The sequence below is a fragment of the Methylobacterium sp. ARG-1 genome (genome assembly GCF_001262595.1).
In the GTDB taxonomy this organism is placed as follows: Bacteria; Pseudomonadota; Alphaproteobacteria; order Rhizobiales; family Beijerinckiaceae; genus Methylobacterium; species Methylobacterium brachiatum.
In genome coordinates this window covers 47,785-72,103 of record NZ_LHCD01000040.1, presented here as the reverse complement: position 1 = coordinate 72,103, position 24,319 = coordinate 47,785, and the positions used below count along the sequence as shown (strand labels likewise).

At 69.8% G+C, this 24,319-nt stretch carries 22 protein-coding genes; 15 read left to right on the top strand and 7 right to left on the bottom strand.

What is annotated here, in order from left to right; genetic code table 11:
* Nucleotides 1-410: 410 nt before the first annotated feature.
* Both AKJ13_RS26185 and AKJ13_RS33185 read right to left on the bottom strand, forming a co-directional pair.
* Nucleotides 411-713: a hypothetical protein gene (locus tag AKJ13_RS26185; RefSeq protein ID WP_050735944.1), complete on the bottom strand. Its 303-nt coding sequence runs from the start codon at nucleotides 711-713 to the stop codon at nucleotides 411-413.
* A gap of 582 nt (nucleotides 714-1,295) precedes the next feature.
* Nucleotides 1,296-5,852: a S8 family serine peptidase gene (locus AKJ13_RS33185; RefSeq protein WP_280137131.1), complete on the bottom strand. Its 4,557-nt coding sequence runs from the start codon at nucleotides 5,850-5,852 to the stop codon at nucleotides 1,296-1,298.
* Between the two features lie 352 nt (nucleotides 5,853-6,204).
* On the opposite strand from AKJ13_RS33185, the gene AKJ13_RS26175 reads away from it, so the two are divergent.
* Nucleotides 6,205-7,323, top strand: a complete 1,119-nt coding sequence (locus AKJ13_RS26175; protein ID WP_244471737.1) for a helix-turn-helix domain-containing protein — start codon at nucleotides 6,205-6,207, stop codon at nucleotides 7,321-7,323.
* A gap of 45 nt (nucleotides 7,324-7,368) precedes the next feature.
* On the opposite strand, the gene AKJ13_RS26170 is transcribed toward AKJ13_RS26175, so the two are convergent.
* A complete protein-coding gene (locus tag AKJ13_RS26170; protein ID WP_050735942.1) occupies nucleotides 7,369-7,827 on the bottom strand; it encodes a DUF6691 family protein in 459 nt (152 codons plus the stop codon).
* Nucleotides 7,824-8,237, bottom strand: a complete 414-nt coding sequence (locus AKJ13_RS26165; RefSeq protein ID WP_050735941.1) for a YeeE/YedE family protein — start codon at nucleotides 8,235-8,237, stop codon at nucleotides 7,824-7,826. The genes AKJ13_RS26170 and AKJ13_RS26165 overlap by 4 nt, the downstream gene beginning before the upstream one ends.
* A 308-nt stretch (nucleotides 8,238-8,545) precedes the next feature.
* On the opposite strand from AKJ13_RS26165, the gene AKJ13_RS26160 reads away from it, so the two are divergent.
* The 8 genes from AKJ13_RS26160 (at nucleotide 8,546) to AKJ13_RS26125 (ending at nucleotide 17,829) form a co-directional block, all read left to right on the top strand.
* Entirely contained in the window at nucleotides 8,546-8,737 is a 192-nt protein-coding gene (locus AKJ13_RS26160; RefSeq protein ID WP_007565415.1) for a hypothetical protein, read from the top strand.
* Nucleotides 8,738-8,765: 28 nt separating this feature from the next.
* Nucleotides 8,766-9,608 carry a serine O-acetyltransferase gene (gene cysE, locus AKJ13_RS26155; protein WP_050735940.1) on the top strand — a complete coding sequence of 281 codons (843 nt, stop codon included), beginning with the start codon at nucleotides 8,766-8,768 and terminating at the stop codon, nucleotides 9,606-9,608.
* Nucleotides 9,609-10,029: 421 nt separating this feature from the next.
* Entirely contained in the window at nucleotides 10,030-11,421 is a 1,392-nt protein-coding gene (locus AKJ13_RS26150) for a family 2B encapsulin nanocompartment shell protein (protein WP_050735939.1), read from the top strand.
* Nucleotides 11,408-13,393, top strand: coding sequence for a family 2A encapsulin nanocompartment cargo protein cysteine desulfurase (locus AKJ13_RS26145; RefSeq protein ID WP_050735938.1), 1,986 nt, complete (start codon nucleotides 11,408-11,410; stop codon nucleotides 13,391-13,393). Before AKJ13_RS26150 ends, AKJ13_RS26145 begins: the two co-directional genes overlap by 14 nt.
* Before the next feature lie 451 nt (nucleotides 13,394-13,844).
* The gene (locus AKJ13_RS26140; RefSeq protein WP_050735970.1) at nucleotides 13,845-14,942 is read left to right on the top strand and encodes an LLM class flavin-dependent oxidoreductase; all 1,098 of its coding nucleotides are present in this window, start codon (nucleotides 13,845-13,847) and stop codon (nucleotides 14,940-14,942) included.
* Nucleotides 14,942-15,892 carry an ABC transporter substrate-binding protein gene (locus AKJ13_RS26135; protein ID WP_050735937.1) on the top strand — a complete coding sequence of 317 codons (951 nt, stop codon included), beginning with the start codon at nucleotides 14,942-14,944 and terminating at the stop codon, nucleotides 15,890-15,892. Before AKJ13_RS26140 ends, AKJ13_RS26135 begins: the two co-directional genes overlap by 1 nt.
* Nucleotides 15,893-15,923: 31 nt before the next feature.
* Nucleotides 15,924-16,463 carry a cupin domain-containing protein gene (locus tag AKJ13_RS26130; RefSeq protein WP_050735969.1) on the top strand — a complete coding sequence of 180 codons (540 nt, stop codon included), beginning with the start codon at nucleotides 15,924-15,926 and terminating at the stop codon, nucleotides 16,461-16,463.
* Between the two features lie 19 nt (nucleotides 16,464-16,482).
* Complete coding sequence (locus tag AKJ13_RS26125; RefSeq protein ID WP_050735936.1) at nucleotides 16,483-17,829, top strand: LLM class flavin-dependent oxidoreductase; 1,347 nt, start codon at nucleotides 16,483-16,485, stop codon at nucleotides 17,827-17,829.
* 34 nt (nucleotides 17,830-17,863) lie between these two features.
* On the opposite strand, the gene AKJ13_RS26120 is transcribed toward AKJ13_RS26125, so the two are convergent.
* Both AKJ13_RS26120 and AKJ13_RS26115 read right to left on the bottom strand, forming a co-directional pair.
* Nucleotides 17,864-18,226 carry a DUF6481 family protein gene (locus AKJ13_RS26120; protein WP_200905708.1) on the bottom strand — a complete coding sequence of 121 codons (363 nt, stop codon included), beginning with the start codon at nucleotides 18,224-18,226 and terminating at the stop codon, nucleotides 17,864-17,866.
* Nucleotides 18,227-18,325: 99 nt separating this feature from the next.
* Complete coding sequence (locus tag AKJ13_RS26115) at nucleotides 18,326-18,535, bottom strand: cold-shock protein (protein WP_007565404.1); 210 nt, start codon at nucleotides 18,533-18,535, stop codon at nucleotides 18,326-18,328.
* Nucleotides 18,536-19,187: 652 nt separating this feature from the next.
* Between AKJ13_RS26115 and groES the strand changes: the two genes are divergently transcribed.
* From groES to AKJ13_RS26090, 5 genes are all read left to right on the top strand, one after another.
* A complete protein-coding gene (gene groES, locus AKJ13_RS26110) occupies nucleotides 19,188-19,475 on the top strand; it encodes a co-chaperone GroES (protein WP_007565402.1) in 288 nt (95 codons plus the stop codon).
* 90 nt (nucleotides 19,476-19,565) lie between these two features.
* Nucleotides 19,566-21,209 (top strand): chaperonin GroEL, encoded by a 1,644-nt coding sequence (gene groL, locus AKJ13_RS26105; protein ID WP_050735935.1) that lies wholly within the window; start codon nucleotides 19,566-19,568, stop codon nucleotides 21,207-21,209.
* Between the two features lie 158 nt (nucleotides 21,210-21,367).
* A complete protein-coding gene (locus AKJ13_RS26100) occupies nucleotides 21,368-21,712 on the top strand; it encodes a hypothetical protein (RefSeq protein WP_082317133.1) in 345 nt (114 codons plus the stop codon).
* Nucleotides 21,713-21,775: 63 nt separating this feature from the next.
* Complete coding sequence (locus AKJ13_RS26095) at nucleotides 21,776-22,018, top strand: DUF6522 family protein (RefSeq protein WP_050735934.1); 243 nt, start codon at nucleotides 21,776-21,778, stop codon at nucleotides 22,016-22,018.
* A 112-nt stretch (nucleotides 22,019-22,130) separates the two neighbouring features.
* A complete protein-coding gene (locus tag AKJ13_RS26090; RefSeq protein WP_244471736.1) occupies nucleotides 22,131-22,478 on the top strand; it encodes a hypothetical protein in 348 nt (115 codons plus the stop codon).
* A gap of 489 nt (nucleotides 22,479-22,967) precedes the next feature.
* Here the strand turns inward: AKJ13_RS26090 and AKJ13_RS26085 are convergent, their stop codons facing one another.
* Complete coding sequence (locus tag AKJ13_RS26085; RefSeq protein WP_050735932.1) at nucleotides 22,968-23,516, bottom strand: hypothetical protein; 549 nt, start codon at nucleotides 23,514-23,516, stop codon at nucleotides 22,968-22,970.
* 464 nt (nucleotides 23,517-23,980) lie between these two features.
* On the opposite strand from AKJ13_RS26085, the gene AKJ13_RS26080 reads away from it, so the two are divergent.
* Nucleotides 23,981-24,295, top strand: coding sequence for a hypothetical protein (locus AKJ13_RS26080; protein ID WP_064774673.1), 315 nt, complete (start codon nucleotides 23,981-23,983; stop codon nucleotides 24,293-24,295).
* Nucleotides 24,296-24,319: the final 24 nt, after the last annotated feature.

Here is a 24,319-nt window from a genome sequence, read left to right as displayed (position 1 = left end):
GTCGTGCTCATCGCGCTCCGTCGCTTGACGTGGATGGGCGCCTCGCAGGCGATCCCCGCGGTCGTGCAGCGATGCGGTGACGTTTGTACCGCTCCGATCGTCGAGCCGGCTGCCAGGTTCTGAGCGTTGACCGAGTCGATCCCGGGTCCGATGCCCGTGGACACACGGGCAGCGTTCACAATCGAGCTCGAGTGGGGACGAGGGCGATACGCGCCCAAAGGTATGGGCGCCGCGGAATTATGCTCAGCGCCTCAGAAAGCGGGCGTCGGCTTCATGCGCGAACCGGCGTGCGTGACCGAAACCTCAACGGACAAAGCGTAACGCGATGTTTCACGGGAAACATCGCATCCCCATGCCAACTCATCGCCGGCAGTCCGCGCCACCTGAGGTCGGCTGGCCGGTGCCGGGATCTACGCGGTGGCCGGTGCGTATTGGACGAAGGCCCCCAAGAAGGCCACGAGACCTGAGAAGGCGCCGGCGACACGATAGGCCTTTGCCGGCAGCCTGCGGCCGGGCAGGGTCCAGCTCAGGGCAGGCAGGGCGATCAGGTTCAAGACGATCCCGGCCATTACGGCCGCAGCGATCGCTCCCAGCGGCAGGTAGAGAGCGCCCACCAGGACATTCTGTGTGCCGCCGAGACCTGTCACCATCCGGACGCCGCCGCCGGCAAGGAAGCCGATGGCCGCTGCGGCGGTGATCGCCTCGCGCAGCATCGGGACGCCAAGATGTCCCGGAGGAATGGTCTCGATGGCTCGCACGGCGGCTCTCGCTCGTAGGTCCGAGCCGATGATCGCCGACCGCGATCAGTAATGCAATTATGAGTTGTACTTAGTTCCGTTGATACACGCTCTGGGTCCCATGCGCCCCCATCCCCAATCGGCGCCGCCAACGCCTGGCCGATAAACTCCCTCGGCGCGGAGCGGCGTTACCCGGGCTGGGCTGTGGATCGTGAGACTCTCGCGTCGAACCCCAACATCCCGGTGGCAGTCAGAGGGCACGACAACGACGATCTCGCGAGCACCGCTTGGCCCCCCGGGACCGCTTCCCGCCGATCAAGACCGCACAGACGATCCTATGGTCGCCCAAAGCCCGAAGGGACCGAGCGCTCCGCTCCATCCCGCGAGCCCGGCGATAAGCGCCGAGCTGCCCGCTCTGCATCTCAGTGAATAGGAGCCGACGGTACACGTCCCCGCCGACAGGCCGGGGTCCGACCCCCGCTCCTCTGCAGACGCCGAACCTCGCACCATGCGTGCGGGCCACGGCCACCCAGGGGCGACCGCGGCCGGGCGCTCGGCTCACCAAGCGGCTTGCAGACCGGCCGAGAAGACTTGGGCCGTGGCGCCGGGGCGGACCTCGCCGGTGTAGCTCGCCGACAGCGACACCCCGGCGGCCACCGGGCCCGACACGCTCACGCCCAGCACCGCCCCGTCCCGCGCCAGCGCGCTGGTGCGGGTCGAGAACGGCACGCCGAACAGGCTCGAGCGCACCACCGCCGCTGTATCGGCTAGCTCGTGCGCCCAGTACGCCCGGGCGTCGAGGCGCACGCTCGCGGCTCCATCCACCGCCACGCTCGCGAGCCGACCGCCCGCCAGGATCCGCGCCCCGTCCAGCGCCGCCGTGGTGAAGGCCTGCGGGACCAGGCCGCCGCGCTCGCTCACCCGGCCCCGGCTCAGCCGGTCGTAGCTGAAGCCCAGCTCCGGCACGAGTTCCACCGGCAGGCCGGTTGCGATCGCGTAGCCGGCAAAGCCCGACAGGCCGAGATCGCCCCCGGACGGCGCGCCGCCGGCCCGCATCGGGGCCGAGCCCAGCACCACCGTCCGGTTCACCCGCCCGTCGGCATAGGCGCCCCCGGCCGTGCCGCGCAGCACCACCGCGCCCAGCCGCGTGCTGCCGTAGAGCGTCCCGCCGTAGCTGTCCGTGGTGAACGACCCGGGCCCGAACCCGACCCCGCCGCCGCGGGACGCGCCGGTCTCGCGCAGGTAGCTGAACGCGCCGCCCACCAGCGTGTCGCGCCCGATCTGCCGGTCGACGCCGAGCAGCAGCCCGCCGGCATCGAGATTGGCCCCGCCGGCGGCGCGGTCGCCGCCGCGGCTGCCGAAGCCGTACAGCGCGTCGGCCCAGATCCGGCCCTCGCCGGTGGCCAGCGGCTGGTCGGGGCCCCCGGCGGCGCCGCGCAGGTCGATCGCGGTGCCGTTCGGCCCGAGCCCGGCGCCGCCGGCGCTGAAGCTGGCGCTGCCGCCGCCCGAGGTCAGCCGCCGGTCGATCGTGGCGGCGACCAGCCGGCGCGCCGCGAGGTCGGCCATCACGGCGTCGCCGTAGCTCTGGCCCGACAGGCTCGCGAGCCCGCCCGCCAGGGTGCCGGGGGCGGCGGCGTAGAGCGGGTCGAACAGCCGTGCCCGGACCGCGTCGGGCCGGGTGCCGGCCGCTGGCCGGGCAACGTCCAGGGCGGCGCCCACCGCCTGGGCATTGCCGCTCTGGGCCAGGCCCAGGGGCGCGAGGTTGCCGTAGGCGGCGGGGGTCACAACAAGGTCGAGGCCGGCGGCCCCGTAGAGCGCGTCGAAGCGGGTGGCCGCGGCCAAGCCGGCTGGCGGCTGGGTAAGCCCGCTGAACGAGCCGCTCAGCCCCGCCTGCGCCACCAAGACGGAAAAGCGCTGGCCGAGCCTCGCGGTGAAGTTGTTGGTGGCATTGCCGGTGATCCCGCGCAGCACCGGCACCAGAGTGCCGTTGGCCGCAACCGCGCCGCTCGGGCCCACCGCCAGCAGGCGGGCGTAGTTGCCCGCCCCAACGCCGGTGCCGGTCCCGTCGATGTCGAGCCCGAACACGCTGCCGGGGGCGAAACTCACCGGGCCGGCCACTGTCAGGGTACCGGGCGAGTTGCCCGGCCGCAGGGCGCCGGCCACCGCCACCGGGGCCGCGATCGTGCCGGTGCCGCGCAGGGTGCCGGCGGCCGCCACCGTCACGGGGGAGGTCCAGAACCCGTTGAGCGCCAGCGTGCCCTGCTGGATCGTGGTCGGGCCGGAGAAGCGGCCGGAGCCGGTGAGGTCGAGCGTCCCGGTACCGACCTTGGTCAGCGTCGTGGGGCCGCCCCCATCCACGATGGCGCCGGCATAGGTGGATGGGCCGGAGCCGCCGACGGTGACCTGCCCGTTGCCGAGCACGGCCGTGGCCGATCCGGACAGGTTCGCGACGGTGAAGGCACCGCCGCCGAGATCGAGCGGGCCGGTGGTGGTGAGGGCGGTGATCCCGGAGACCGGGCCGGTGAACTGCAGGGCGCCGGTGTTGGTCAGGGCGCCGTTAAGCCGGCCGGACAGGCGGGCGGTGCCGGCGTTGGACACAGGGCCGTTCAAGGTGCCGTCGCTGACCAGGAGGCCGGCATTGCCGATCTCGGCGGCCGATAGGCTGGCCCCGGAGGCGACCGCGACGGTGCCGGCGTTGCTGAGCGCGCCGGCCAGGCCGTAGGCGCCGCTCGCCACCACATTCAGGGTGGCGCCGGCGGCGTTGGCGAAGGTGCCGTCGCTGGCGACCGTTCCGGTGACCGCGACGGTGCCGGCGTTCCGGATCGCACCGTCGACCCGGCCGGCGCTGGCGACCAGGGTGCCGGTGTTGGTCACGCCGCCGGAGAGGGTGCCGCTGGTAGTCAGGGTGCCGGCGTTGGCGACCCCGCCGGAGAGGGTGCCGCTGGAGGCCATGGTGCCGGTATTGGTGACGCCGCCACCGATCGCGCCGGTGTTGGCGGTGTAGCCGGCATTGGTCAGTCCGCCGGAGAGGCTGCCGCTGGAGGCCAGGGTGCCGACATTGATGACGCCACCGGCAACGGTGCCGCTGTTGAGAGTGGAGCCGGCATTGGCCAGCCCGCCGGAGATCGCTCCGCTGCTGGCGAGCACGCCGGCATTGATCACGCCGCCCGCGAGGGTGCCGCTGTTGGCCGTGAAGCCGACATTGACCAGGCCGCCCGAGGCGGTGCCGGCATTCACGAAGCTGCCGGCCGTGCCGACGGTGATCGGCGAGACGAGGCTGCCGGTCGCCGTCAGCGCCAGCGTGCCCGCCGCCACCACGGTGCTGCCCGTATAGGTGTTGGCCGCCGACAGGCTGGCGGTGCCCGGCCCGGTCTTGATGAGCGAACCCGGCCCGGCCCCGTCCGCGAACACGCCCGCGAAGCTGGATGTGCCCGTATCGATCTGGAGCGTACCGGTGCTGTTGAGGGTCACCGGCCGGGCGGTGGCGAAGCCGTCAGCCAGGACTTCGAGGGTGCCGCCGCCGAAGGCCAGCCCGCCGCTCGCGGCGCCCAGGTTGCGGTCGGCCAGGATTCCGAGCACGCCGCCGTTGATGGTTGTGCCGCCGGCGTAAGTATTGTTGCCGATGAGATCGAGGATGCCGGCGCCGGTCTTGATCAGGCCGCCGGGTCCGGAGATGTCGTTGGCGAAGCGGCCGTAATAGGCTTGGCCCTTGTAGGTGGTGTTGACCGTCCAGGTGGAGGTGAACTGGCCCGGTCCGTCGATCGCCTTGCCGAGGTTGAGCAGGCCCCAGCCGTAGATGTAGGCCGGCCCGATCGGGGTGGCGGTGGTGAACATCGTCTGGGCGATCTGCGGCGCCGTCAGGAACGGGAACGCTTGACGCAGAACCGCGGCCGCACCCGCAACGTGCGGTGCCGCCATTGAGGTGCCCCCAAGAGGACCGTAATTCGAGCCGTTGTAGATTTTGTTGCCGTCGGGATCGAATCCGCTGAAGCCTTTTCCGACCTGTACGGTCGAATAGATGTCAACGCCAGGTGCCGCGATGCACCACGCCGCCGTAACGCCGCACCAGTTGCTGAAGTTAGCGATCTTGTTTTTGCTATCGGTGGCGACGACAGAAACGATCGATCCGGCAACGCCGGAGAAATCGATTCCGCTTTGATCGGAAATAGCTCGACCCTCATCGTCTAGGAATTGGTAGACACCGCTTCTCGCGTTGCCGGGTCGTATGTATGGATAGAGGGCCGAACCGCTTGGGTTTACCGACGTGACCGGCTGCACCCGCCGATCATTTCCGGCCGCAAAGACCAGAAGCATGCCGCTGTCGACGGCCTGCTTGATAGCGTCGTACTCTGATTTTTCGTGGGAATATCCATATGATTGGATTGAAAATACTCTGTAGGCCGGATTTTTGATCCAGTTACCAAATTCATCCTTGATGTACGGGGGCGGTGAATTGGGCCCGTAGCTGCCATTCAGGACGCGGGCGCCTTGCGCAGTCGCATGCTCGATGGCGGCGCTGGTGTCGCCACCGAGTTTGCCAGCATAAGTGCTGGCATCGTCAGTGCCCACGATCGCTCGTAGGGTGAGAATCGTGCTGTCATAAGCGACGCCCATCATCCCGACACCGTCGCGGGCAGCGCCGATCGTTCCTGACACGTGCGTGCCGTGGCCGTCCCGGTCGGTCAGCGCAGGGATGGGGAAGGCCGGACTGCCGAATTCCGGATTCCAGATATAGGCATCGGCCGAGCCCTGAGAGATCCGCGTGAGTCCGGGCTTTGAGAGATTGCGGAATTCAGGATGGTTCGGGTCGATGCCGGTATCGACCACCGCCACCAGCACCCCAGCGCCGGTAAAGCCGCGCGCATAGGCGGTCGCGGCGTTGATCTGGGCCAGGCCCCAATCGGCCCGGTACTCGGGTGTATCGAAATCCGACGCCGTCAGGCCCAGGAACGAGGGCGGGCGTCTCGCCACGCTTTGCGCCGCCGCCGGCCCCAGCGCCGCCGTGAGAGCGGCCAGCGAGCAACCGAGCAGGAGGCCGCGTTGCGCCCGGCTACGCCGGCTTCCGACGCGGTCCGCTCGCGTGACAGAGCCGCCGCGTTCACCCGTATGGCGCATGGGGTCATGCTGGTCTGACATGAAGAACGTCCGATCGGTCCCGACAAAGGCAAGGCTCCGGCCTTAAGCAGACGGACGTTTTACAGGCTATGACGTCCCGGCCACAGGATGCGGCGCGCGCGCGATTTGGCACTTCCTTCACCCCTTTTGAGACATACTGCATGCAGCGGGGCCGGGTGATGCGCGCTCTTGATCCGGATCAACCGGGGCGAGAGACCATCCGAAAGGTCCCGCCGAGATGTGGCGATGCGAATCGAAGCCAATCGGCGTGCTCATTCGATTCGTCACGATCACACCGGTCGAAAGACCGGTGGAGATCGACGGGAATCTGGATCATTGCGGGCCTGATACTATGAGACATCACCGCGCCGCCGGCATCGCCGCCCCGGCCGAGCACCGGCAGCTCCCGGCCGCATCGATCGCGCCCGATGCCGGCGCGGAGGTAACCCGCCCGGGTGATGCCGCGCCCGAGGCTCCCGCCGCCGGCATTGCGTGCCTGCGCTTCGAGCCGCCCGAGGATCCGGACGCGCTCGGCCGGGCCTGGCAGGCGCATCTGGCGCCGGTCTTCTCGGTGAGCTTCGGGCCGGAGACCGACCTCAGCGTCCCGATCGCGATGCGCAGCTATCACCTCGGCGAGTTGCTGGTCGGCGACGTGATCGCGCCGGCGCATATCCTCGAGCGGTCTCCGGAGATGATCCGGCAGCAGGGGCTCGATCACATCCTGCTGCAATTCTACCGGCGCGGCCGCAGCGTGGTCGAGACGGACCGCGCCGCCGAGCCGGTCAGCGAGGTCCAGTGCATCGTGTTCGACCTGGCGCAGCCCGTGCGCATCGTCGCGGACGCCGTCGATGCCACGAACGTCGTGATCCCCCGCGCCCTGCTGGAGAAGCAGGGTTGTCATCCCGACGCCCTGCACGGCCGCCCGCTGGACCATGACGGCGACCCGTTCGGGCGCCTGGTCCACAGCTTCGTCGCCAATGTCGTGGCCTGCGGCGACCGCCTGGATCAGCGCGAGGCCCTGGCGTCGGCGTCCGCGATCATCCAGCTCTGCGCGACCTGGCTGCGCGGCCGGGAGGCGGGGAGCCCCGTCCAGCACCAGGATGTGCGGATCCGGGTCCGCCGGTTCATCGAGGCGGAGCTCGGCAACCCGAACCTCTCGCCGGCCCTGATCGGCGCGCGCCTCGGCCTGTCGCGCTCGACCCTCTACCGGGTGTTCGCACCCAACGGCATCGTCACCTACATCCGCGACCGGCGCCTGATGCACGCGATGCGGATGCTCATCCGGGATGAGGCACAGCCCGCGCGCGTCGCGCAAATCGCCTACGCGGTCGGCTTCACGGACGAGCGCACCTTCCGGCGTGCCTTCAAGCGCCGGTTCGGCTTCGTGCCGAGCGACGCCGTGCAGCGCTTCGGCCCGAATCGTGGCCCGGAGTCCCTGTCGATCCTGCAGACCTGGATCGAGAGCCTCTGAGGGATCTCTCGCGATCGCGGCACGCTCGGTCCGGACGGCTCCGGGTCAGGCCGGGGGCGCGACGCCGCGCAGATTTTCCGCCGGTGCGGTCGGCAGCAGGCCGTGCAGCGCCATGCCGATGAGCATCGCGGCGACGAAAACGAGGACCGGAACCGCCCCCGTGGACAGGGCCGCCACGGCGGGGCCGGGGCAGAAGCCCGAGAGGCCCCAGCCGATCCCGAACAGGGCGGCGCCGACGATCAGCGGGGCATCGATCCGGCGCCGGGCCGGCAGGTCGAACCGGGCATCCAGGACCGGGCCGGAGAGGCGCTGGCTCAGGAGGTAGCCGAGCCCCGACACCGTCAAGGCCCCCCCGAGGACGAAGACCAGACTGAGATCCCAGGCGCCCGCCACGTCGAGGAAGCCGCGCACGCGGGCCGGGTCGAGCATGCCCGAGAGCGCCAGGCCGAGCCCGAAGGTGAGGCCCGCGGCCAGGGCCGCGAGGATGCGCAGGGCGGCGCTCACGGCAGCTCCCGCATGGCGGCTACCGTCAGCATGCCGGTGGCGAGGAAGACCAGCACCGCCGCGATCGAGCGCGGCGACAACCGCGCGAGCCCGCACACCCCGTGCCCGGAGGTGCAGCCGGATCCGAGCCGGGTGCCGAAACCGACCAGCAGGCCCGCGAGCGCCAGGACCGGCAGGGCTGCATCGATCCGCATCTCCGGCCAGTGTCCGGCCAGCAGCGCGAAGGCCGGTGGCCCGAGGATCAGGCCGAGCAGGAACGCGGCGTCGGCGAGCCAGCGCGCGCGTCCCGGCCGAGCGAGGCCGGCGACCAGGCCGCTGATCCCGGCGATCCGGCCGTTCAGCAGCAGGAGCATCGCGGCGGACAGGCCGATCAGCAGGCCGCCCGCGAGGGGGGGAAGATAGGGGCTCATGGCGGTCTCGCCTTCCGAATCGGGGACCGCCCCGGCGATCCCCGGACCTGGGGTTAGCGGCCGGGCTGTCCCGGAACAAGCCTTGCCAAATGCCGTTGAACGATCGATTATCGAGTAAATTCAGTGGCTTATTGAATATCATGCCGGTCCCGGGGCAATCTGCGAACAAAACCTTCTCCTCCGATGCGGGGCGGGCGGAAGGGCATTCCTGGGACCGTCCGGCGCCGCGCCGCCCCCACTTCGGACATCCGAATCGGGCCGGCCGGATCGGCCCTCGCAAGGACGGCAGCGCGAAAGGTTCAGCGACGATGGCGCAGGGTGATCAGGTGGTGTTCCAGCGGCTCGACCTCGCGGAAATTTTGGGGATCTGGCGCCATGCCCGGGGCCGGATCGTGGGAATCCATCAGCAGCAGGGCCACTCGGCCACGGTCGACGTGAAATTCGAAGGCCACGAGACCCTGGAACGCTACCTCGCCGACCTGTTCCAGCTGGTGCATTGATGGCGCTCGAGATCCGGATCCTCCGGGCGTGACGGCCTCGGCCGCGATCCCGCCGCTGCGCGCCACCGGCCGCAGCACCCTCGAGGGCGACCTGTGGGCGGAACTCCGCGCCGAGGCCGAGGCCGTCCTAGTCGAGGAACCGCTCTATGCCGGGATCGTCCAGGCGACGATCTTGGACCAGCGCAGCCTTGCCCAGGCCTTCGCGTACCGCCTCGCCCACCGCCTGGGTGACGGCGACCTCGCCCGGCTGTCGATGCGCGACCTCTGCCTCTCCGCCTTCGAGGCCGACCCCCATGCCGGGGCCAACGCCGCGCGCGACCTGATCGCCATCCGGGAGCGTGACCCGACCTGCCGGCGCTATCTCGACCCGTTCCTGTTCTACAAGGGCTTGGCGGCGCTGGAGGCCTACCGGGTCGCCCATTGGCTCTGGCACCAGGGCCGGGCGACGCTCAGCCTGCATGTCCAGAGCCGCATCTCGGAAGTGTTCGGCTGCGACATCCACCCGGCGGCCCGGATCGGCTCCGGCGTGTTCATCGACCACGCCACCGGCGTCGTGATCGGCGAGACCACGGTGGTGGCCGACGACGTCTCGATCCTCCAGTCGGTGACGCTGGGTGGCAACGGCAAGGAGAGCGGCGACCGGCACCCGAAGGTGGAGCGCGGGGTTCTGCTGAGCGTCGGGGCCAAGGTGCTCGGCAACATCCGCGTCGGCGAGGGGGCCAAGGTCGCCGCTGCCGCCGTGGTGCTGCACGACGTGCCGCCGCACACCACCGTGGCGGGTGTGCCGGCTCGGGTGGTGTCGCGCCTCGCCGCGGGCGAGGAGCCGGCGCGTAGCATGGATCAGTCTTTCGGCTTCGGCGGCGGGATCTAATCCGAGCAAGAAAAATTTTTCTCAGAGACGAGAGCCGCAAATCCCGCGGGATCGACGGTTGGACGAGAAGGCAATTCTCTCACGATGCGGGGTTGCTTCACATATCTCCTATGGAGGCGGCGTTTTAAAGGCTGGTATTCCGCGGTGCAGGATAAATAGGAAAAATCATTTCGTTGACCCGGTGCGGAATCAAGGCTTACCTTGACTGTGCTGGTTCGCCGCAGCGGTGAGCACAGTGTCCCGCCAGTCAACGGCTGCGCGGCTGCACGACACAACGGTTCTTATCCTGAGCGCGGCGGCCGTCCGGCCCTGTCATAACCCTTTTTACCTTGCGCCCGGCCCGCATCGACTGCGGGACGGCTCGCGGAGACGCGGGCCGATGCTGCGGCGCGCCTGCCATTACGATGAAAGAGGACGAACGATGAGTGGACCCGGTCTGAGCGTGAGCGCCACGGCGGCACGCAATCTTGCGACAGCCACCGTCACCTCGGTCCAGAACGCGGCGAACACGCCGCGCTGGCTCCTCCGGCTCCTGCCGTTCGTGGACGTCGCGGGCGGCGTCTACCGCGTCAACCGGCGCGCCGTCGTGCTGGCCCGGCCCGGCCGCATCGATCTCGTCACCGAGAACAGGGACCGGACGATCCGCCCCGCCTCGCTGCGGGCGGTGCCGCTGTTCAGCCGGCTGGGCGATGCCGAGCTGGCCAAGCTCGCCGACCGCTTCACCGAGAGCAAGCACAAGGCCGGCAAGATCATCCACGAGGAGGGCGCCGGGACCCGGACCCTGACCGTGGTGGCCGACGGCACGGTCGAGCTGACCTTCTCGGGCCCCTACAAGGGCCGCCTGCGCCAGGGTCTGGCCACCCGGGGCGATTATTTCGGTGACGGCGACCTGCTCGGTGCCGGCGGGCCTACCCCGGCCGTGAAGGCGCTCTCGGCCGTCACCCTCCTGACCCTCGATCCGGACGCCCTCGAGAACGACGAGATCCGCGCCAAGATCGCCCAGTACCGGGACGAGCAGGAGCGGCTGAAGGGCCATACCAGCTCGCACGGCGAGCAGGGGATCGAGCTGCTGGCGGTCCAGACCGGCGAGCCGCGCCTGCCGACCACCTTCGTTGATTACGAGGCGCATCCGCGCGAGTATCACCTCTCGACGATCCAGACGATCCTCAACACCCATACCCGCGTCACCGATCTCTACTCGAACGAGATCGACCAGCTTCGCGAGCAGATCCGCCTCACCGTCGACGCCGTGAAGGAGCGCGAGGAGTGGGAGCTGCTCAACAACTCGCAGTTCGGCCTGCTCAACGAGGTCGGCCCGCGCCAGCGCATCCCCACCCGCGGCGGCCCGCCCACGCCGGACGATCTCGACGAGCTGCTCACCCTGGTCTGGAAGAAGCCCGCCTTCTTCGTGGCGCATCCGCGCGCCATCGCGGCCTTCGGCCGTGAGGCCACCCGCCGCGGCGTGCCGCCGGTCGTCGTCCACCTGTTCGGCGCGCCGTTCATCACCTGGCGCGGCGTCCCGCTGGTCCCGAGCGACAAGCTGCCGATCGACATCGATCCGGTGACCGGCGCCGAGACGACCGCGATCCTGCTGCTGCGGGTCGGCGAGGGCGAGCAGGGCGTGGTCGGGCTGCAGAAATCGGGCGTGACCGGCGAGATCGAGCCCGGCCTGTCGGTGCGCTACATGGGCACCAACGACCACTCGATCGCCTCACACCTGGTGACCCGCTACTTCTCGGCCGCCGTGCTGGTCGAGGACGCGATCGCCCGCCTCGATAACGTCCTCCTCGGCAACTACCATGACTATGCCTGAGGGACTGGCGTTCGGTCGACCGGAGGCGAGCCCGGCCGAGCTCGCCCATAGCGATCTGATCGGGCGCCTCGCCCGGGAGATCTACCAGCAGGGGCAGGCCGCGAGCCAGCCCTTCGCCCCGACGCTGCCCGCAGGACCCCAGGTCCCGCAGGCTCTCGAAGGGTTGCCTCAGGGACCGGGCGGCGCCCCGTTCCCGAGCGCGGCCACGGGCGTCCCCTCGGCCCCGGCCGGGGGGCAACCCTCCGGCCTGCAGCCGGACGGATCCACATTCGCTGCCAAGTCGTTCGGCGGGCCCGCCCTCGGTGTTCCGGGCCTCAGCGGCCCGACCGTACCGAATCTCGCCCCGGCGAGCCCGGGCTTCTTCGACGTCGCCGCGATCCCGCCGGTCCACCCGGCAAGCCCACGCCCGGTCCTGCCGGATTTCGGGTTCCCGAGCGCGCAGACGACCTTCCCGGGCGGTCCCGACCTGCACCGTCAGGTGGCCGCGGATCATCCCCGTGCCAACGCCGTCGCGCAGGCGATCGCGCCGCAGCTGGTGCCGGCCGACCCGTCCTGGCAGGGCGTCGATGTCGCCCAGGAGAGCATCGCGCGGACCGGGCACCTGTCCCGGACGCCCGAGGCGCCGGTCTCCGACTACTACTTCCTGAAGGCCGGCCCGGGCCCGGCCCAAAGGGCGCCGGCGAGCCCCCGGGTCGAGCCCGCCCGCTATCCGGGTCCCGCGCCGCGACTCACGGCGCAGGGATCGAGCCCGGTGGCGGCGCCGTTCGACGTGGAGCATGTCCGCCGGGACTTCCCGGCCCTGCACCAGAGCGTCAACGGACACCCGCTGGTCTGGCTCGACAATGCCGCCACCACCCACAAGCCGCAGGCCGTGATCGACACGACCTCGGAATTCTACGGGCGGCACAACTCAAACATCCACCGGGCCGCCCACACCCTCGCAGCGCGCTCCACGGACCTGTTCGAGGGCGGCCGCGAGGCGGTGCGCCGCTTCCTCAACGCGCCCTCGAAGGACGACATCGTCTTCCTGCGCGGCACCACGGAGGCGATCAACCTCGTCGCCCATTCCTTCGGCCGGGCCAATATCGGCCCGGGTGACGAGATCATCGTCTCGACGATCGAGCACCACGCCAACATCGTGCCGTGGCAGCTCCTGTCCCAGGCCACCGGGGCGACGCTGCGGGCGATTCCGGTCAACGACCGGGGCGAGATCATCTTCGAGCAATACGCGGCCCTACTGTCGGGCCGGACGAAGATCGTCTCGGTGACCCATGTGGCGAACGCGCTGGGCACCGTGAACCCGGTGCGGGAGATCATCGCGCTGGCCCACGCCTACGGGGTGCCGGTGCTGGTCGACGCGGCGCAATCCTCGCCGCACATGCCGCTGGACGTGCAGGCCCTCGACACCGACTTCCTGGTCTTCTCCGGCCACAAGGTGTTCGGGCCGACCGGGGTGGGGGCGCTCTACGGCAAGACGCACCTGCTCGCGGCGATGCCGCCCTGGCAGGGCGGCGGCCACATGATCGAGGACGTCACCTTCACCCGGACCGTCTACAAGGGCGCCCCGGAGAAGTTCGAGGCGGGCACGCCGGACATCGCGGGCGCGGTCGGCCTCGGTGCGGCGCTCGACTATCTGGAGCGCATCGGCCTGCCGGCGATCGCCGCCTACGAGCACGATTTGCTGGATTACGCGCAGGCCGGCCTCGCCGAGGTGAAGGGCCTGCGCCTGATCGGGACGGCCCGCGAGAAGGCGAGCGTGATGTCCTTCGTGATCGAGGGGCAGGAGAACGAGGCGGTGGCCCACCATCTCGACGCGCACGGCATCGCGGTGCGCTCGGGCCATCACTGCGCCCTGCCGGCCCTGCGCCGGTTCGGAATCGACCAGTCGGTGCGGGCCTCGCTCGCCTTCTACAACACCAAATCTGACGTCGACGTCTTCCTGAAGGCGCTGCACAGCCTGCCGCGGCACTGAGCCGGAGCGCGGCGGAACGGACTGAAACAAAAACCGGCCGGACCCCGAAAGGTCCGGCCGGTTTTTCTGCTCTGGACGGTGGCGTTTCCCGCGCGTGCAACGCCCCGCAGACGGTGGTGATCCTGTGCGTCGGCCGGCCCTCGCCAGGGTGGCCGTCGGACCCGCGTCTTTCGTGGATGGCCCGGCTCTGCTTTCCGTCGGGAGATGCCCGGGGGCTTGCGCATGCGGGAAACGCGAAATCATTCGCGATCCACCGCCTGACGGGCAGGGTCTTCTCGTATTCCGCGGGTTGCGGCGGGACTTATTCTTTCGTCGCCGAAATTTTCGAAAGACGCTTTCGTTGACGCTCCGCGTCTCGGGGCGGACCATCGCGGCCGTCTTCGCAAACCTTGCGGCAGCCCCGATGGTCTGCCGTGGCCATCGCCGCGCCGGCCCCGACACGGAGATTTTCATGAGCCTGCTGCCCCCGGAGGCCGTCGAGTTCATCGGCTTCGTCGCCCCCCGCCACAGCTCCGAGATCCACCCGGCGCAAGGTCCGGCGATCGACCGGGACTACCTGAAGCTTCTGGCCCAGGCGCATGAATGGGGCGGGTTCGACCGGGTGCTGGTGGCGTTCCATTCGACCTCGCCGGACGCCCTGCTGCTCGCCGCCCAGGTCGCAACCGTCACCGAGCGGCTCGGGCTGATGATCGCCCACCGCACCGGCTTCACGGCGCCCACCGTGGCGGCCAAGCAATTCGCGACCCTCGACCAGCTCACCGGCGGCCGGGTCGCGATCCACGTGATCAGCGGCGGCGACGACCGGGACCTCGCCCAGGACGGCGACCACCTCACCAAGGACGAGCGCTACGCCCGCACCGGTGAGTTCCTGGACATTGCCCGCCAGAGCTGGACCGCCGCGGCGCCGTTCGACTACGCGGGCGCGTTCTACCGGGTGGAGCGGGGCTTCTCTGAGGTGAAGCCGGTCGATGCCATCCCGGTCTATTTCGGGGGCGCCTCGCTGGCGGCCCTGGCGGTGGCCGGCCGGCACGCCGACACCTACGCCCTGTGGGGCGAGACCCAGGCCCAGGTCCGGGAACTGATCGGGCGGGTCCGGGACGCCGCCGCGCCGCATGGGCGCCAACCGCGCTTCAGCCTGTCGGTCCGGCCGATCCTGGCCGAGACCGAGGCGCGGGCCTGGGCTCGCGCCGAGGATATGCTGGCCCGGACCCGGGCCGCCCGGGCGGCCAAGGGGCTCGGCGCAGCTGCTGCGCCGCAGAACGAGGGCTCGCGCCGGCTGCTGGCGGCGGCGGCCGCGGGCTCGCGCCTCGACAAGCGGCTGTTCACCGCCATCGCGGCCGAGACCGGGGCGGCGGGCAATTCCACCGCCCTGGTCGGGACGCCCGAGCAGGTGGCCGAGGCGCTGCTCGACTATCACGACCTCGGGGTGCGCACTTTCCTGATCCGCGGCTTCGATCCGCTGGAGGACGCGATCCAGTACGGCCGGGAGCTGCTGCCGGCCTTCAAGGCCGCGCTCGCGGCCCGCGGCCGCGCCGCAGAGGCCGCCTGATGCGCGCCGTGATCCTGATCCTCGTCGCGCTCCTGGCCGCCGGGCCGACCCGGGCGGAGGACGTGCTGCGGATGGGCGACCAGCGCGGCAATGCCCGCGCCCTGATGGAGGCGGCGGGCGTCCTCGACGGCCTGACCTACCGGCTGGAATGGAGCGAGTTCCCGGCGGCCGCGCCGCTTCTCGAAGCGCTGAACGCCGGGGCGATCGACGCCGGCGGGGTCGGCGACGCGCCCTTCACCTTCGCGGCCGCCGCCGGGGCACCCGTGAAGGCGTTCATGGCGTTCCGCAACCGGCAGGACGGGCTGGCGATCCTGGTGGCGCCGGATTCGCTGATCCGGAGCGTGGCGGATCTCAGGGGCAAGCGCATCGCCACCAACCGCGGCTCCATCGGCCACCAGGTGGTGCTGGCCGCCCTTGAGGAGGCGGGGCTGCCGTTCGACAGCGTCGTGCTCAGCTTCTTGCCGCCGGCGGATGCCAAGATCGCCCTCGCCTCCGGGTCCGTGGATGCCTGGGCGACCTGGGAGCCCTACACGTCCACGGCGGAGCTCGCCGGCCTGGCCCGGGTGGTCCGCGACGGCAACGGCATCACCCCCGGGCTTACCTTCACGGTGGCGCGCGACAACGCCCTGACGGACAAGCGGCCCCTGCTCGCCGATTTCGCCGCGCGCCTCGCCCGGGCCCGGGCCCGGGCGCTCAAGGACTCGGCACCCTACGCGAAGGTCTGGTCGAAGCTGATCGGCCTGCCGGAGGCGGTGCCGCTGCGCTGGTTCAGCCGCGCCGGCTACCGGACCGTGCCGATCGACGCCGACGTGATCGCCGACGAGCAGCGCACCATCGACCTCTATGTCCGCGCCGGCCTGATCCCGAAGGCCCGCGCCCCGCAGGCGGCGGCGATCTTCGACACGGGATTCTCCCGAGCCCTGTCCGAAGCCTCGGCGGCGGTGCAATGATGCGGCGCTCCCCCGTATGGAGGTCCTGACGATGCACGACACCGGCGACGGCCACACGCATGCCCATGACGACGCGCACGGCCATGATCACGACCATGCCGCAGGGGCGGAGGTGCCGCGCTGGAAGCATGACGGCGTGCGGGTGATCCCGGGCGACCAGCTCGACAGCAACACCGCGCAGACCCCGGGCATGTTCCGGCAAGCGGCGGTCAACGCAGCCCGGGTCGGCGCCCAGAAGATCTGGGCCGGCACGGTGGCGATCCAGCCCGACGCCAAGACCGGCGTGCACCATCACGGCGCCCTGGAGAGCGTGATCTACGTCGTCTCCGGCCGCGCCCGGATGCGCTGGGGCGAGCGGCTCGAATATGTGGCCGAGGCCGGGCCGGGGGACTTCATCTTCGTGCCGCCTTTCGTGCCCCACCAGGAGATCAACGCCTCCACGGATGAGCCCCTGCACTGCGTGCTGGTGCGCTCGGACAACGAGGCCGTGGTGGTCAACATTCCGGATGTCGATCCGGTGGAGCGGCCGGAGGCGGTCCATTGGGTCGACCCGATCCACAAGCACCCGTGAGGACGCGCGGAGCGCCGCTATGAGTCGAGACCGCCAGCTGCATCTCGGTGCGTTCATGCGCCCGGTCGGGATCCACACGGCCTGGTGGCGCTATCCCGGCGGCTACCCGGACGCGAATTTTAACTTCGAGCACCTGGCGCAGTTCGCCCGGCGGCTGGAGGCGGCGAAGTTCGACGCCTTCTTCATGGCCGACCATCTGGCGGTGATGAACATGCCGGTGGCGGCCCTGCGCCGCTCGGCCACCGTGACCTCGTTCGACCCGCTGACGCTGCTGCCGGCGCTCGCCGCGCTCACGTCGCGCATCGGCCTGATCGCCACGGCCTCAACCACCTACAACGAGCCCTATCACGTGGCCCGGAAGTTCGCCTCCCTGGACCACATCTCGAAGGGCCGGGCCGGCTGGAACCTCGTCACCTCCGGCAACCCGGACGAGGCGCTGAATTTCGGCCGCGACGCGCATCTCGACCACGCCGTGCGCTACGCCCGGGCGCGCGAATTCTACGACGTGGTCACCGGCCTGTGGGATTCCTGGGCCGACGACGCCTTCCTGATGGATCCGGAGAGCGGCCTGTTCTTCGACTCCAGCAAGCTGCACGTCCTCGACCACAAGGGCGCGTTCCTGACGGTGAAGGGCCCACTCAATATCGCCCGGCCGGTTCAGGGCTGGCCGGTGATCGTCCAGGCCGGCGCCTCCGAGGCTGGAAAGCAGATCGCGGCTGAGACCGCCGAGATGGTGTTCGGCGCCAGCTCCACCCTGGAGGCCGCGCAGGCCTACTATGCCGACGTGAAGGGCCGGATGCCGGCGCTGGGGCGCGATCCCGACCACCTGAAGATCCTGCCCGGCGCCCTGGTGATCCTGGGCGAGACCGAGGCCGAGGCGCAGGCCAAGCGGGCGCGCCTCGACGATCTGGTCCATCCCGACAGCGGGCTCGCCAACCTGTCGGTGCGGCTCGGGGTCGACGCCTCCGGCTTCGATCTCGACGCGCCCCTGCCCGAGATCCCCGAGACCAACGCCAGCAAGACCAGCCAGGCGCAGATCCTGGACTACGCTCGCCGGACCGGCGCCACCGTGCGCGACCTCGCCCGCAAGGTCGGCGCCTATGCCGGGCTCCATTTCGTGGGGACGCCCGCGCAGGTCGCGGACGGGATGGAAGAATGGCTGGAGGGCCGCGGCTGCGACGGCTTCAACGTCATGTTCCCGTTCGTGCCCGAGGGGCTCGACGACGTGGTCGACACGCTGGTCCCGGAACTGCAGCGGCGCGGCCTGTTCCGGCGCGACTATGCCGGCACGACCCTGCGCGACCATCTCGGCCTGCCGCGCCCGCCGAACCGGTTCTTTGCGTCGGAGGCGCCGGAGCGCGCGTGATGGAGAGCCGCGTCGGCGGCGCTCCGCGCTGTGCTTATCGCTTCACCTTGGCCTTGCGGGCGGCGAAGCGGGCGTCGCGGGTCGCCTTCTGCTCGGCGGCCAGCGCGGCCTGGCGCTCGACCTTCTCGGCGGCCTGACGGACCAGCTCGGCGGCCGCGCGCTCCTGCTCCGCGAGCGCTTCCGCGGCGCGGACCGCCTCCGCGGCGGCGCGGGCGGCGTCCCGCTCGCTCACCCGCACTTCGCGGGCCTCGGCGACGGCCTGGCGCTCGGCCTGGCGGGCGAGGACGGCCGGATCGTCCGCCGCGGGGCGCGCACGGAACTGGGCCAGCCGCTCTTCCTTGGCCTTGGCACCGGCCTCGAGACGATCAGACAGCTGCGTTTCTTTGAATTGACCCACGAAGACTCCTCGCGCGCCGCAGCGCCCGTATCAGAAACAGAAGAAGCCGCTCCACACTGGGAACGGCTTCGAAACGCGTCCTCGGTTGAGGCGCGAGGTTCAGGCGGCCTGGAGGCTGCCGGCGGATTGCTTGCCGCTGCGACGGTCGGTTTCCAGCTCGTAGGAGAGCTTCTGACCCTCGATCAGGTTGCGCATGCCGGCGCGCTCGACGGCCGAGATGTGCACGAACACGTCCTTGCCGCCATCGTCAGGCTGGATGAAACCGAAGCCCTTGGTCTCGTTGAACCACTTAACGGTGCCGATGCTCATAACTATTCCAACTGCTTCAGAGCATGGTGCGGAGACCGGAGACCGGCCTTGCGTGATCACCATGCTGTAACAAAGATCCAGGGCCTGCCGCCGTTGCGCTGCGCGAGCCGCGAACTCTGGACGATCGAAGGGGGCGAGCGCGTGCCTGAGCGTGCGCCCGTCCGTGGTCGTCGAAACTGGGAGAGATGCAGAGCGCTCGCCCTGTTGTGGCGAGACGGCCGAATATCTGGCCAAAGATCGATTTATGATCTCTAGCACATCGACGGGATAATCACAATCGTCAAATGTGTTGCGCGAAAATTCGGTGCGGCCCACCGGTAAAGTGCGATTTTTCGCGCCGTTATTCTGGTGTATCAATACGGATCTTAAGGCCGCCGGTTGCGCGGCCGCACCCGGACGGATGCCGGTTCCGAGCTCCGGACCGGGATCGAAGCGCGCGCCTACGTTCGAATATCAATCTGTCCGAACGCGAAGAACCGCTCGAAAATCACCCTCCGCGGCGCATCGACCGTGAGACGCGTTAGCACTCTTGTCTATTGAGTGCTAAGACCGGGTCGATCCGGCGCAGACGATTCGGTCTGCCGCCGCCTTTCCCGCACGGGCTCGGTCATGTCGACGCGAGGCCCCAGGCGGGACGACCAGGATGCCGCACATGAAGTTTCGCCCCCTGCACGACCGCGTGGTGCTACGCCGCATCGAGGGCGAGGAGAAGACCAAGGGCGGGATCATCATCCCCGATACCGTCAAGGAGAAGCCCCAGGAGGGCGAGGTCGTCGCCGTCGGGCCCGGCGCCCGCGACGAGGCCGGCAAGATCAACCCGCTGGAGGTGAAGCCCGGCGATCGTGTGCTGTTCGGCAAGTGGTCCGGCACCGAGGTCAAGATCGACGGCCAGGATCTCCTGATCATGAAGGAATCCGACATCATGGGTGTCGTCGCCTAAGGGCGTCCGCCCCCTCCGACGCTGCTCAAGCCCTTCGAGGCGGCCGCCCCGGCGCGCCTCGGGGCCGCACGACAACAGAAGAGATTGTCCATGTCAGCCAAAGACGTTCGTTTTTCCGTCGATGCCCGCGAGAAGATGCTGCGCGGCGTCGAGCTGCTCGCCAGCGCCGTGAAGGTCACGCTCGGTCCCAAGGGCCGCAACGTCGTGATCGAGAAGAGCTTCGGTGCGCCGCGCATCACCAAGGACGGCGTGACCGTCGCCAAGGAGATCGAGCTCGCCGACAAGTTCGAGAACATGGGCGCTCAGATGGTGCGCGAAGTGGCCTCGAAGTCGAGCGACATCGCGGGTGACGGCACCACCACGGCCACCGTTCTGGCCGCCTCCATCGTCCGCGAGGGCGTGAAATACGTCGCCGCCGGCATGAACCCGATGGACCTGAAGCGCGGCATCGACCTCGCGGTCGCCACGGTCGTGCAGGACATCGTGGCGCGGGCTCGCAAGGTCGCCTCGTCCGAGGAGATCGCCCAGGTCGGCACGATCTCCGCCAACGGCGACAAGGAGATCGGCGAGATGATCGCCCACGCCATGCAGAAGGTCGGCAACGAGGGCGTCATCACCGTCGAGGAGGCCAAGACCGCCGAGACCGAGCTCGACGTCGTCGAGGGCATGCAGTTCGACCGCGGCTACCTCTCTCCGTACTTCATCACGAACGCGGAGAAGATGGTCGCCGAGCTCGAGGATCCCTACATCCTCATCCACGAGAAGAAGCTGTCGTCGCTCCAGGCGATGCTGCCGGTGCTCGAGGCCGTGGTCCAGACCGGCAAGCCGCTGCTGATCATCGCCGAGGACATCGAGGGCGAGGCCCTGGCGACCCTCGTGGTCAACAAGCTGCGCGGCGGCCTGAAGGTCGCGGCCGTGAAGGCGCCGGGCTTCGGTGACCGCCGCAAGGCGATGCTCGAGGATATCGCGATCCTGACCAAGGGCCAGATGATCGCCGAGGATCTGGGCATCAAGCTCGAGAACGTGACGCTCCCCATGCTCGGCCGCGCCAAGCGCGTGCGCATCGACAAGGAGAACACCACGATCATCGACGGGTCCGGCGAGAAGTCCGACATCGAGAGCCGGATTTCGCAGATCAAGGCGCAGGTCGAGGAGACCACCTCGGATTACGACCGCGAGAAGCTCCAGGAGCGCCTGGCCAAGCTCGCGGGCGGCGTCGCGGTGATCCGCGTCGGCGGTTCGACCGAGGTCGAGGTCAAGGAGAAGAAGGATCGGGTCGACGACGCGCTCCATGCCACCCGCGCGGCGGTCGAGGAAGGCATCGTCCCGGGCGGCGGCACCGCGCTGCTGCGCGCCAAGAAGGCCGCCCAGGGGCTCACCAACGACAATCCCGACGTCCAGGCCGGCATCAAGATCGTGCTGAAGGCGCTGGAAGCCCCGATCCGCCAGATCGCGTCCAACTCGGGCGTGGAAGGCTCGATCGTGGTCGGCAACATCCTGGCCAATGCCTCCGAGACCTACGGCTTCAACGCCCAGACCGAGGAGTATGTCGACATGCTCCAGGCCGGCATCGTCGATCCGGCCAAGGTCGTCCGGGCGGCGCTCCAGGGCGCGGCGTCCATCGCCGGCCTGCTGGTCACCACCGAGGCGATGATCTCCGAGCTGCCGCGCAAGGAAGCCCCGGCCATGCCGGGCGGCGGCGGCATGGGTGGCATGGGCGGCATGGACTTCTAAGGCCGGCCCAGCCGCAGACAGGACGGTCCGACGCGGCGCCGAAGCCGCGCCGGGCCGTCGCCGCGTTTCGACCGGGGCTCGCCGAGCCCGTAACGTCCTCGCGATCGCACCAACCGGGGCGATGCGGGTTGACCTCGCGAACGGGTCGAGAGGTTTCCATGGGCGCGCATCTCGATCCGGATCTGAACGGACCTGCGACCCGCATGACCGGCGCCGCCCTGCTGGCTCTGGTGACGATCCTCGCAGGTCCCACCTCGGCCCGGGCCTGGGGCGTCCCCGGATGCACCAACCTGCCCGAATACAACCGCGCCCTCGGCGCGCTTCAGGGCATGACCAGCGCCTGCGACATGAGCGTCGAGCGCGCCCGCCAGGTCATCGCCGAGCATGACGGCGTCCCGGCGGTCGCACCACCGGCTGCGCCGCCACCACGGATCAAGGCGAGGCGTCACCCGGGACGGGCCCACCACAGGGGCCCCCACCACCGCCACGCGGCCGGGCGCTAGAACCGGCTTCCAGGCCGAGGCCGACGGCTTTAACCTCGGTGCCGCGTCGATGGAGGATGCTCCGTGCGGCTCGATCTCGGTCACAGAGGCGATTGGATCGTCGATCCCCGCGAACTGGCGCTGCGCCTGGGCGTCAGCGTCGCCGCGCTCAAGCGCCACGAGCGGCTCGGCCAGGTCGAGGCCCGCATCAAATCCGGATCCGGAGCGGATGCCGACGAGACCCGCGTGACCGTCCGCCTGAACGACAAGGGCTGGCGAGGCACCTTCGACCGGAGCGGGGCGCTCATCGCCGAAGAGCGATGGTGAGGCCGGATCCGCGTGAAGAAAGCCGCGGTCTTCGGGCCAGGCGTGGTACAGAACCGAAGTGCTTCCGCCGCTTCTACCGTCGAGGACCGAGATGAACACCGTCAGATGGCTTATGTCCAAGGTTATCGGTTTCCTGTTCTCGCAGACGATCGACCACAAGAACCGCAAAGCCGCCGCCGATCGGGAGGGCGGCACCTACGAGGCCGGTTCCGCCTATCAATCGGCGGGCTTCGAGGGCGATTATCATGCGGCGACCAACCTGCTGAAGCAGCGGATGGACAAGAGCTTTCCCGATAATTTCCACGCCCGGTTGGGCTCGCAGACCAACAGCATGTACGATTACGGCGAGGATCGTGCCGGCGCCGTCGACACGGCCTCGACCGCGATCGCGATGGCGTTGCGCAACGGCGCGACCGTCAGCCAGGCCGCGGAGGCGGGCGCGGCGAGCGTCGGCATCTGAGGGACGGACACGGCCTCACGCCTTCAGGACGCGGCGGTCACGGGAGACGCGCATCTGCAGCGGCGTGGATCGGTGATTTTGCCGTCCTTGCGGAGCGCGATGCGCCCTCTCCGCTCTTCAAGGGAAGGAGTCTGGCTGTCTGGGGACGGCGCACGCCTCAACCCGATTGTCCGCAAGAGCAGACCTATTCCACCGCGCTAGCGGGTTCACGCAATACAGGATGGGACGCAGGTCCCCTCTCCCGTGCGAGAGCGGGGGCGCGTCGCGGCCTGCATAAGCCCACATGCGCCATCGTAGCTGTCGCCGAGAAAGGCGGCCATGCCGATGGGCTGTGCCCGCCGATCCATGACGCAGGGTCTATCCCACCCCCGCCCCCAGGCGCCGAAGCGGTGCGGGGCCCCGAAGGAGGAGGGGGTGGGTTGGGGGCCACCGATCACGACCGGACGGGCGCCCGCCATGCTCTGTGATGGGCCGTGCCCGCCGCTCAGGTCACCACAGGTGGCGCGGCAGCCGCCGCTTCCAGCGCTCGCCGGCCTTCAGAGTGTCGGCCTGGCGGGACAGGCGTATCGCGCGCGTCGGCATCGCGGCCGGCTGATTCACGGCGGCCTGGGCCGGAGCGGGTGCGCTCGGGGCTGGTGCCGGGCGCGAAACCGCCGGGGCCGGGGTGAAGATGGGCCGCGCCGCCTCGGCCTTCGGCGCGCGCTTGGTTGCCGGCGTCGCCGCAACCTTGGCGCGACGCACCCGCGGCAGGCGCTCGATCGACGGAACCTCGTCCGCCGCCGCCGTGTCCGGCTCGTCCTCGGTGGTGAACATCGGCATGAGGCTCGGCAGCACCCGGCGCGCCGGGGCCTCGGGCGGAGCGGACGCGACCGGGGCGGCGGGCTGCGCCACGGCCGGCTTCTCGGCGGTCTCCGTGGGAAGGTCCCACCAGAGGGTCTGGCTTTCGCGGGGCCGCATCGTCGTATCGGCCAACGCGACGCGGGAGGGACGGGTATTCTTGACTTCGACCGTGAACGGCCGCGCGCTCCGGCGCTTCATGTGTGCAGAATTCCTGGAAACAACGTGCTGAACGGCTCGACATGTGCCGGCACCATTTGAGCACCATAGAGGACCGAGCCGCGCATTGTCGAGCGCAGAGATCAACAATCCTGTTCGACTAACACAAGCCTTTGTGACGACCTCAAGTGCCACCGCGCCGCGGCATTGTCGAAGTACTGGCTTCGAAGCCTCGGGAGCGCCGCCGCGGCCCGCCCTGCGCAGCAACGCCGCCAGCCGGCAGGCGGGAGCGCTCGAACGTCCCGATCGCCCGCCCCCGGCGGCGGATGTATCCCGGCGCCAGCTTCCCAAGGAGCGGTTCCGGTTCACGATCCCGGAGAGCCGGACGCGAGATCGGGCCGGCGTATCCGGAGGCCTGTCGATCGGAAACCACCGCTCCGATCGTACGTTTTGGCACGAAGCCCGTGTGCAACGCGCACGGCACAGCCAAGATAAAGGAGCCTCTGATGCGTCATGCTGTCTTTGCTGTTCTTGCGCTCAGCCTCGCGACACCGGCTCTCGCGCAGACCAACACCGGTCCCGCCCCGATCGTCCAGCCTGGGCCGCCCCGTCAGGTCCCGCCCGGCACGCCGGAGGGGACCGTGGTCGTGCCCGGCGGACGGGAGAATAGCGGTCCGGGCAGCACGGCCGTGATCGCCCCGACCGGTACGGGCGCGGCGACGATCACCACCGACACCGCGGCGGGCGGCAACGCCAACCAGCCGGAGCGCGCCGTTCCCCAGACCGGCGCCGGCGGCGGCGGCGACAATGGCGGCGGCTGAGCGATTGCGCCGTCATAGCGCGGC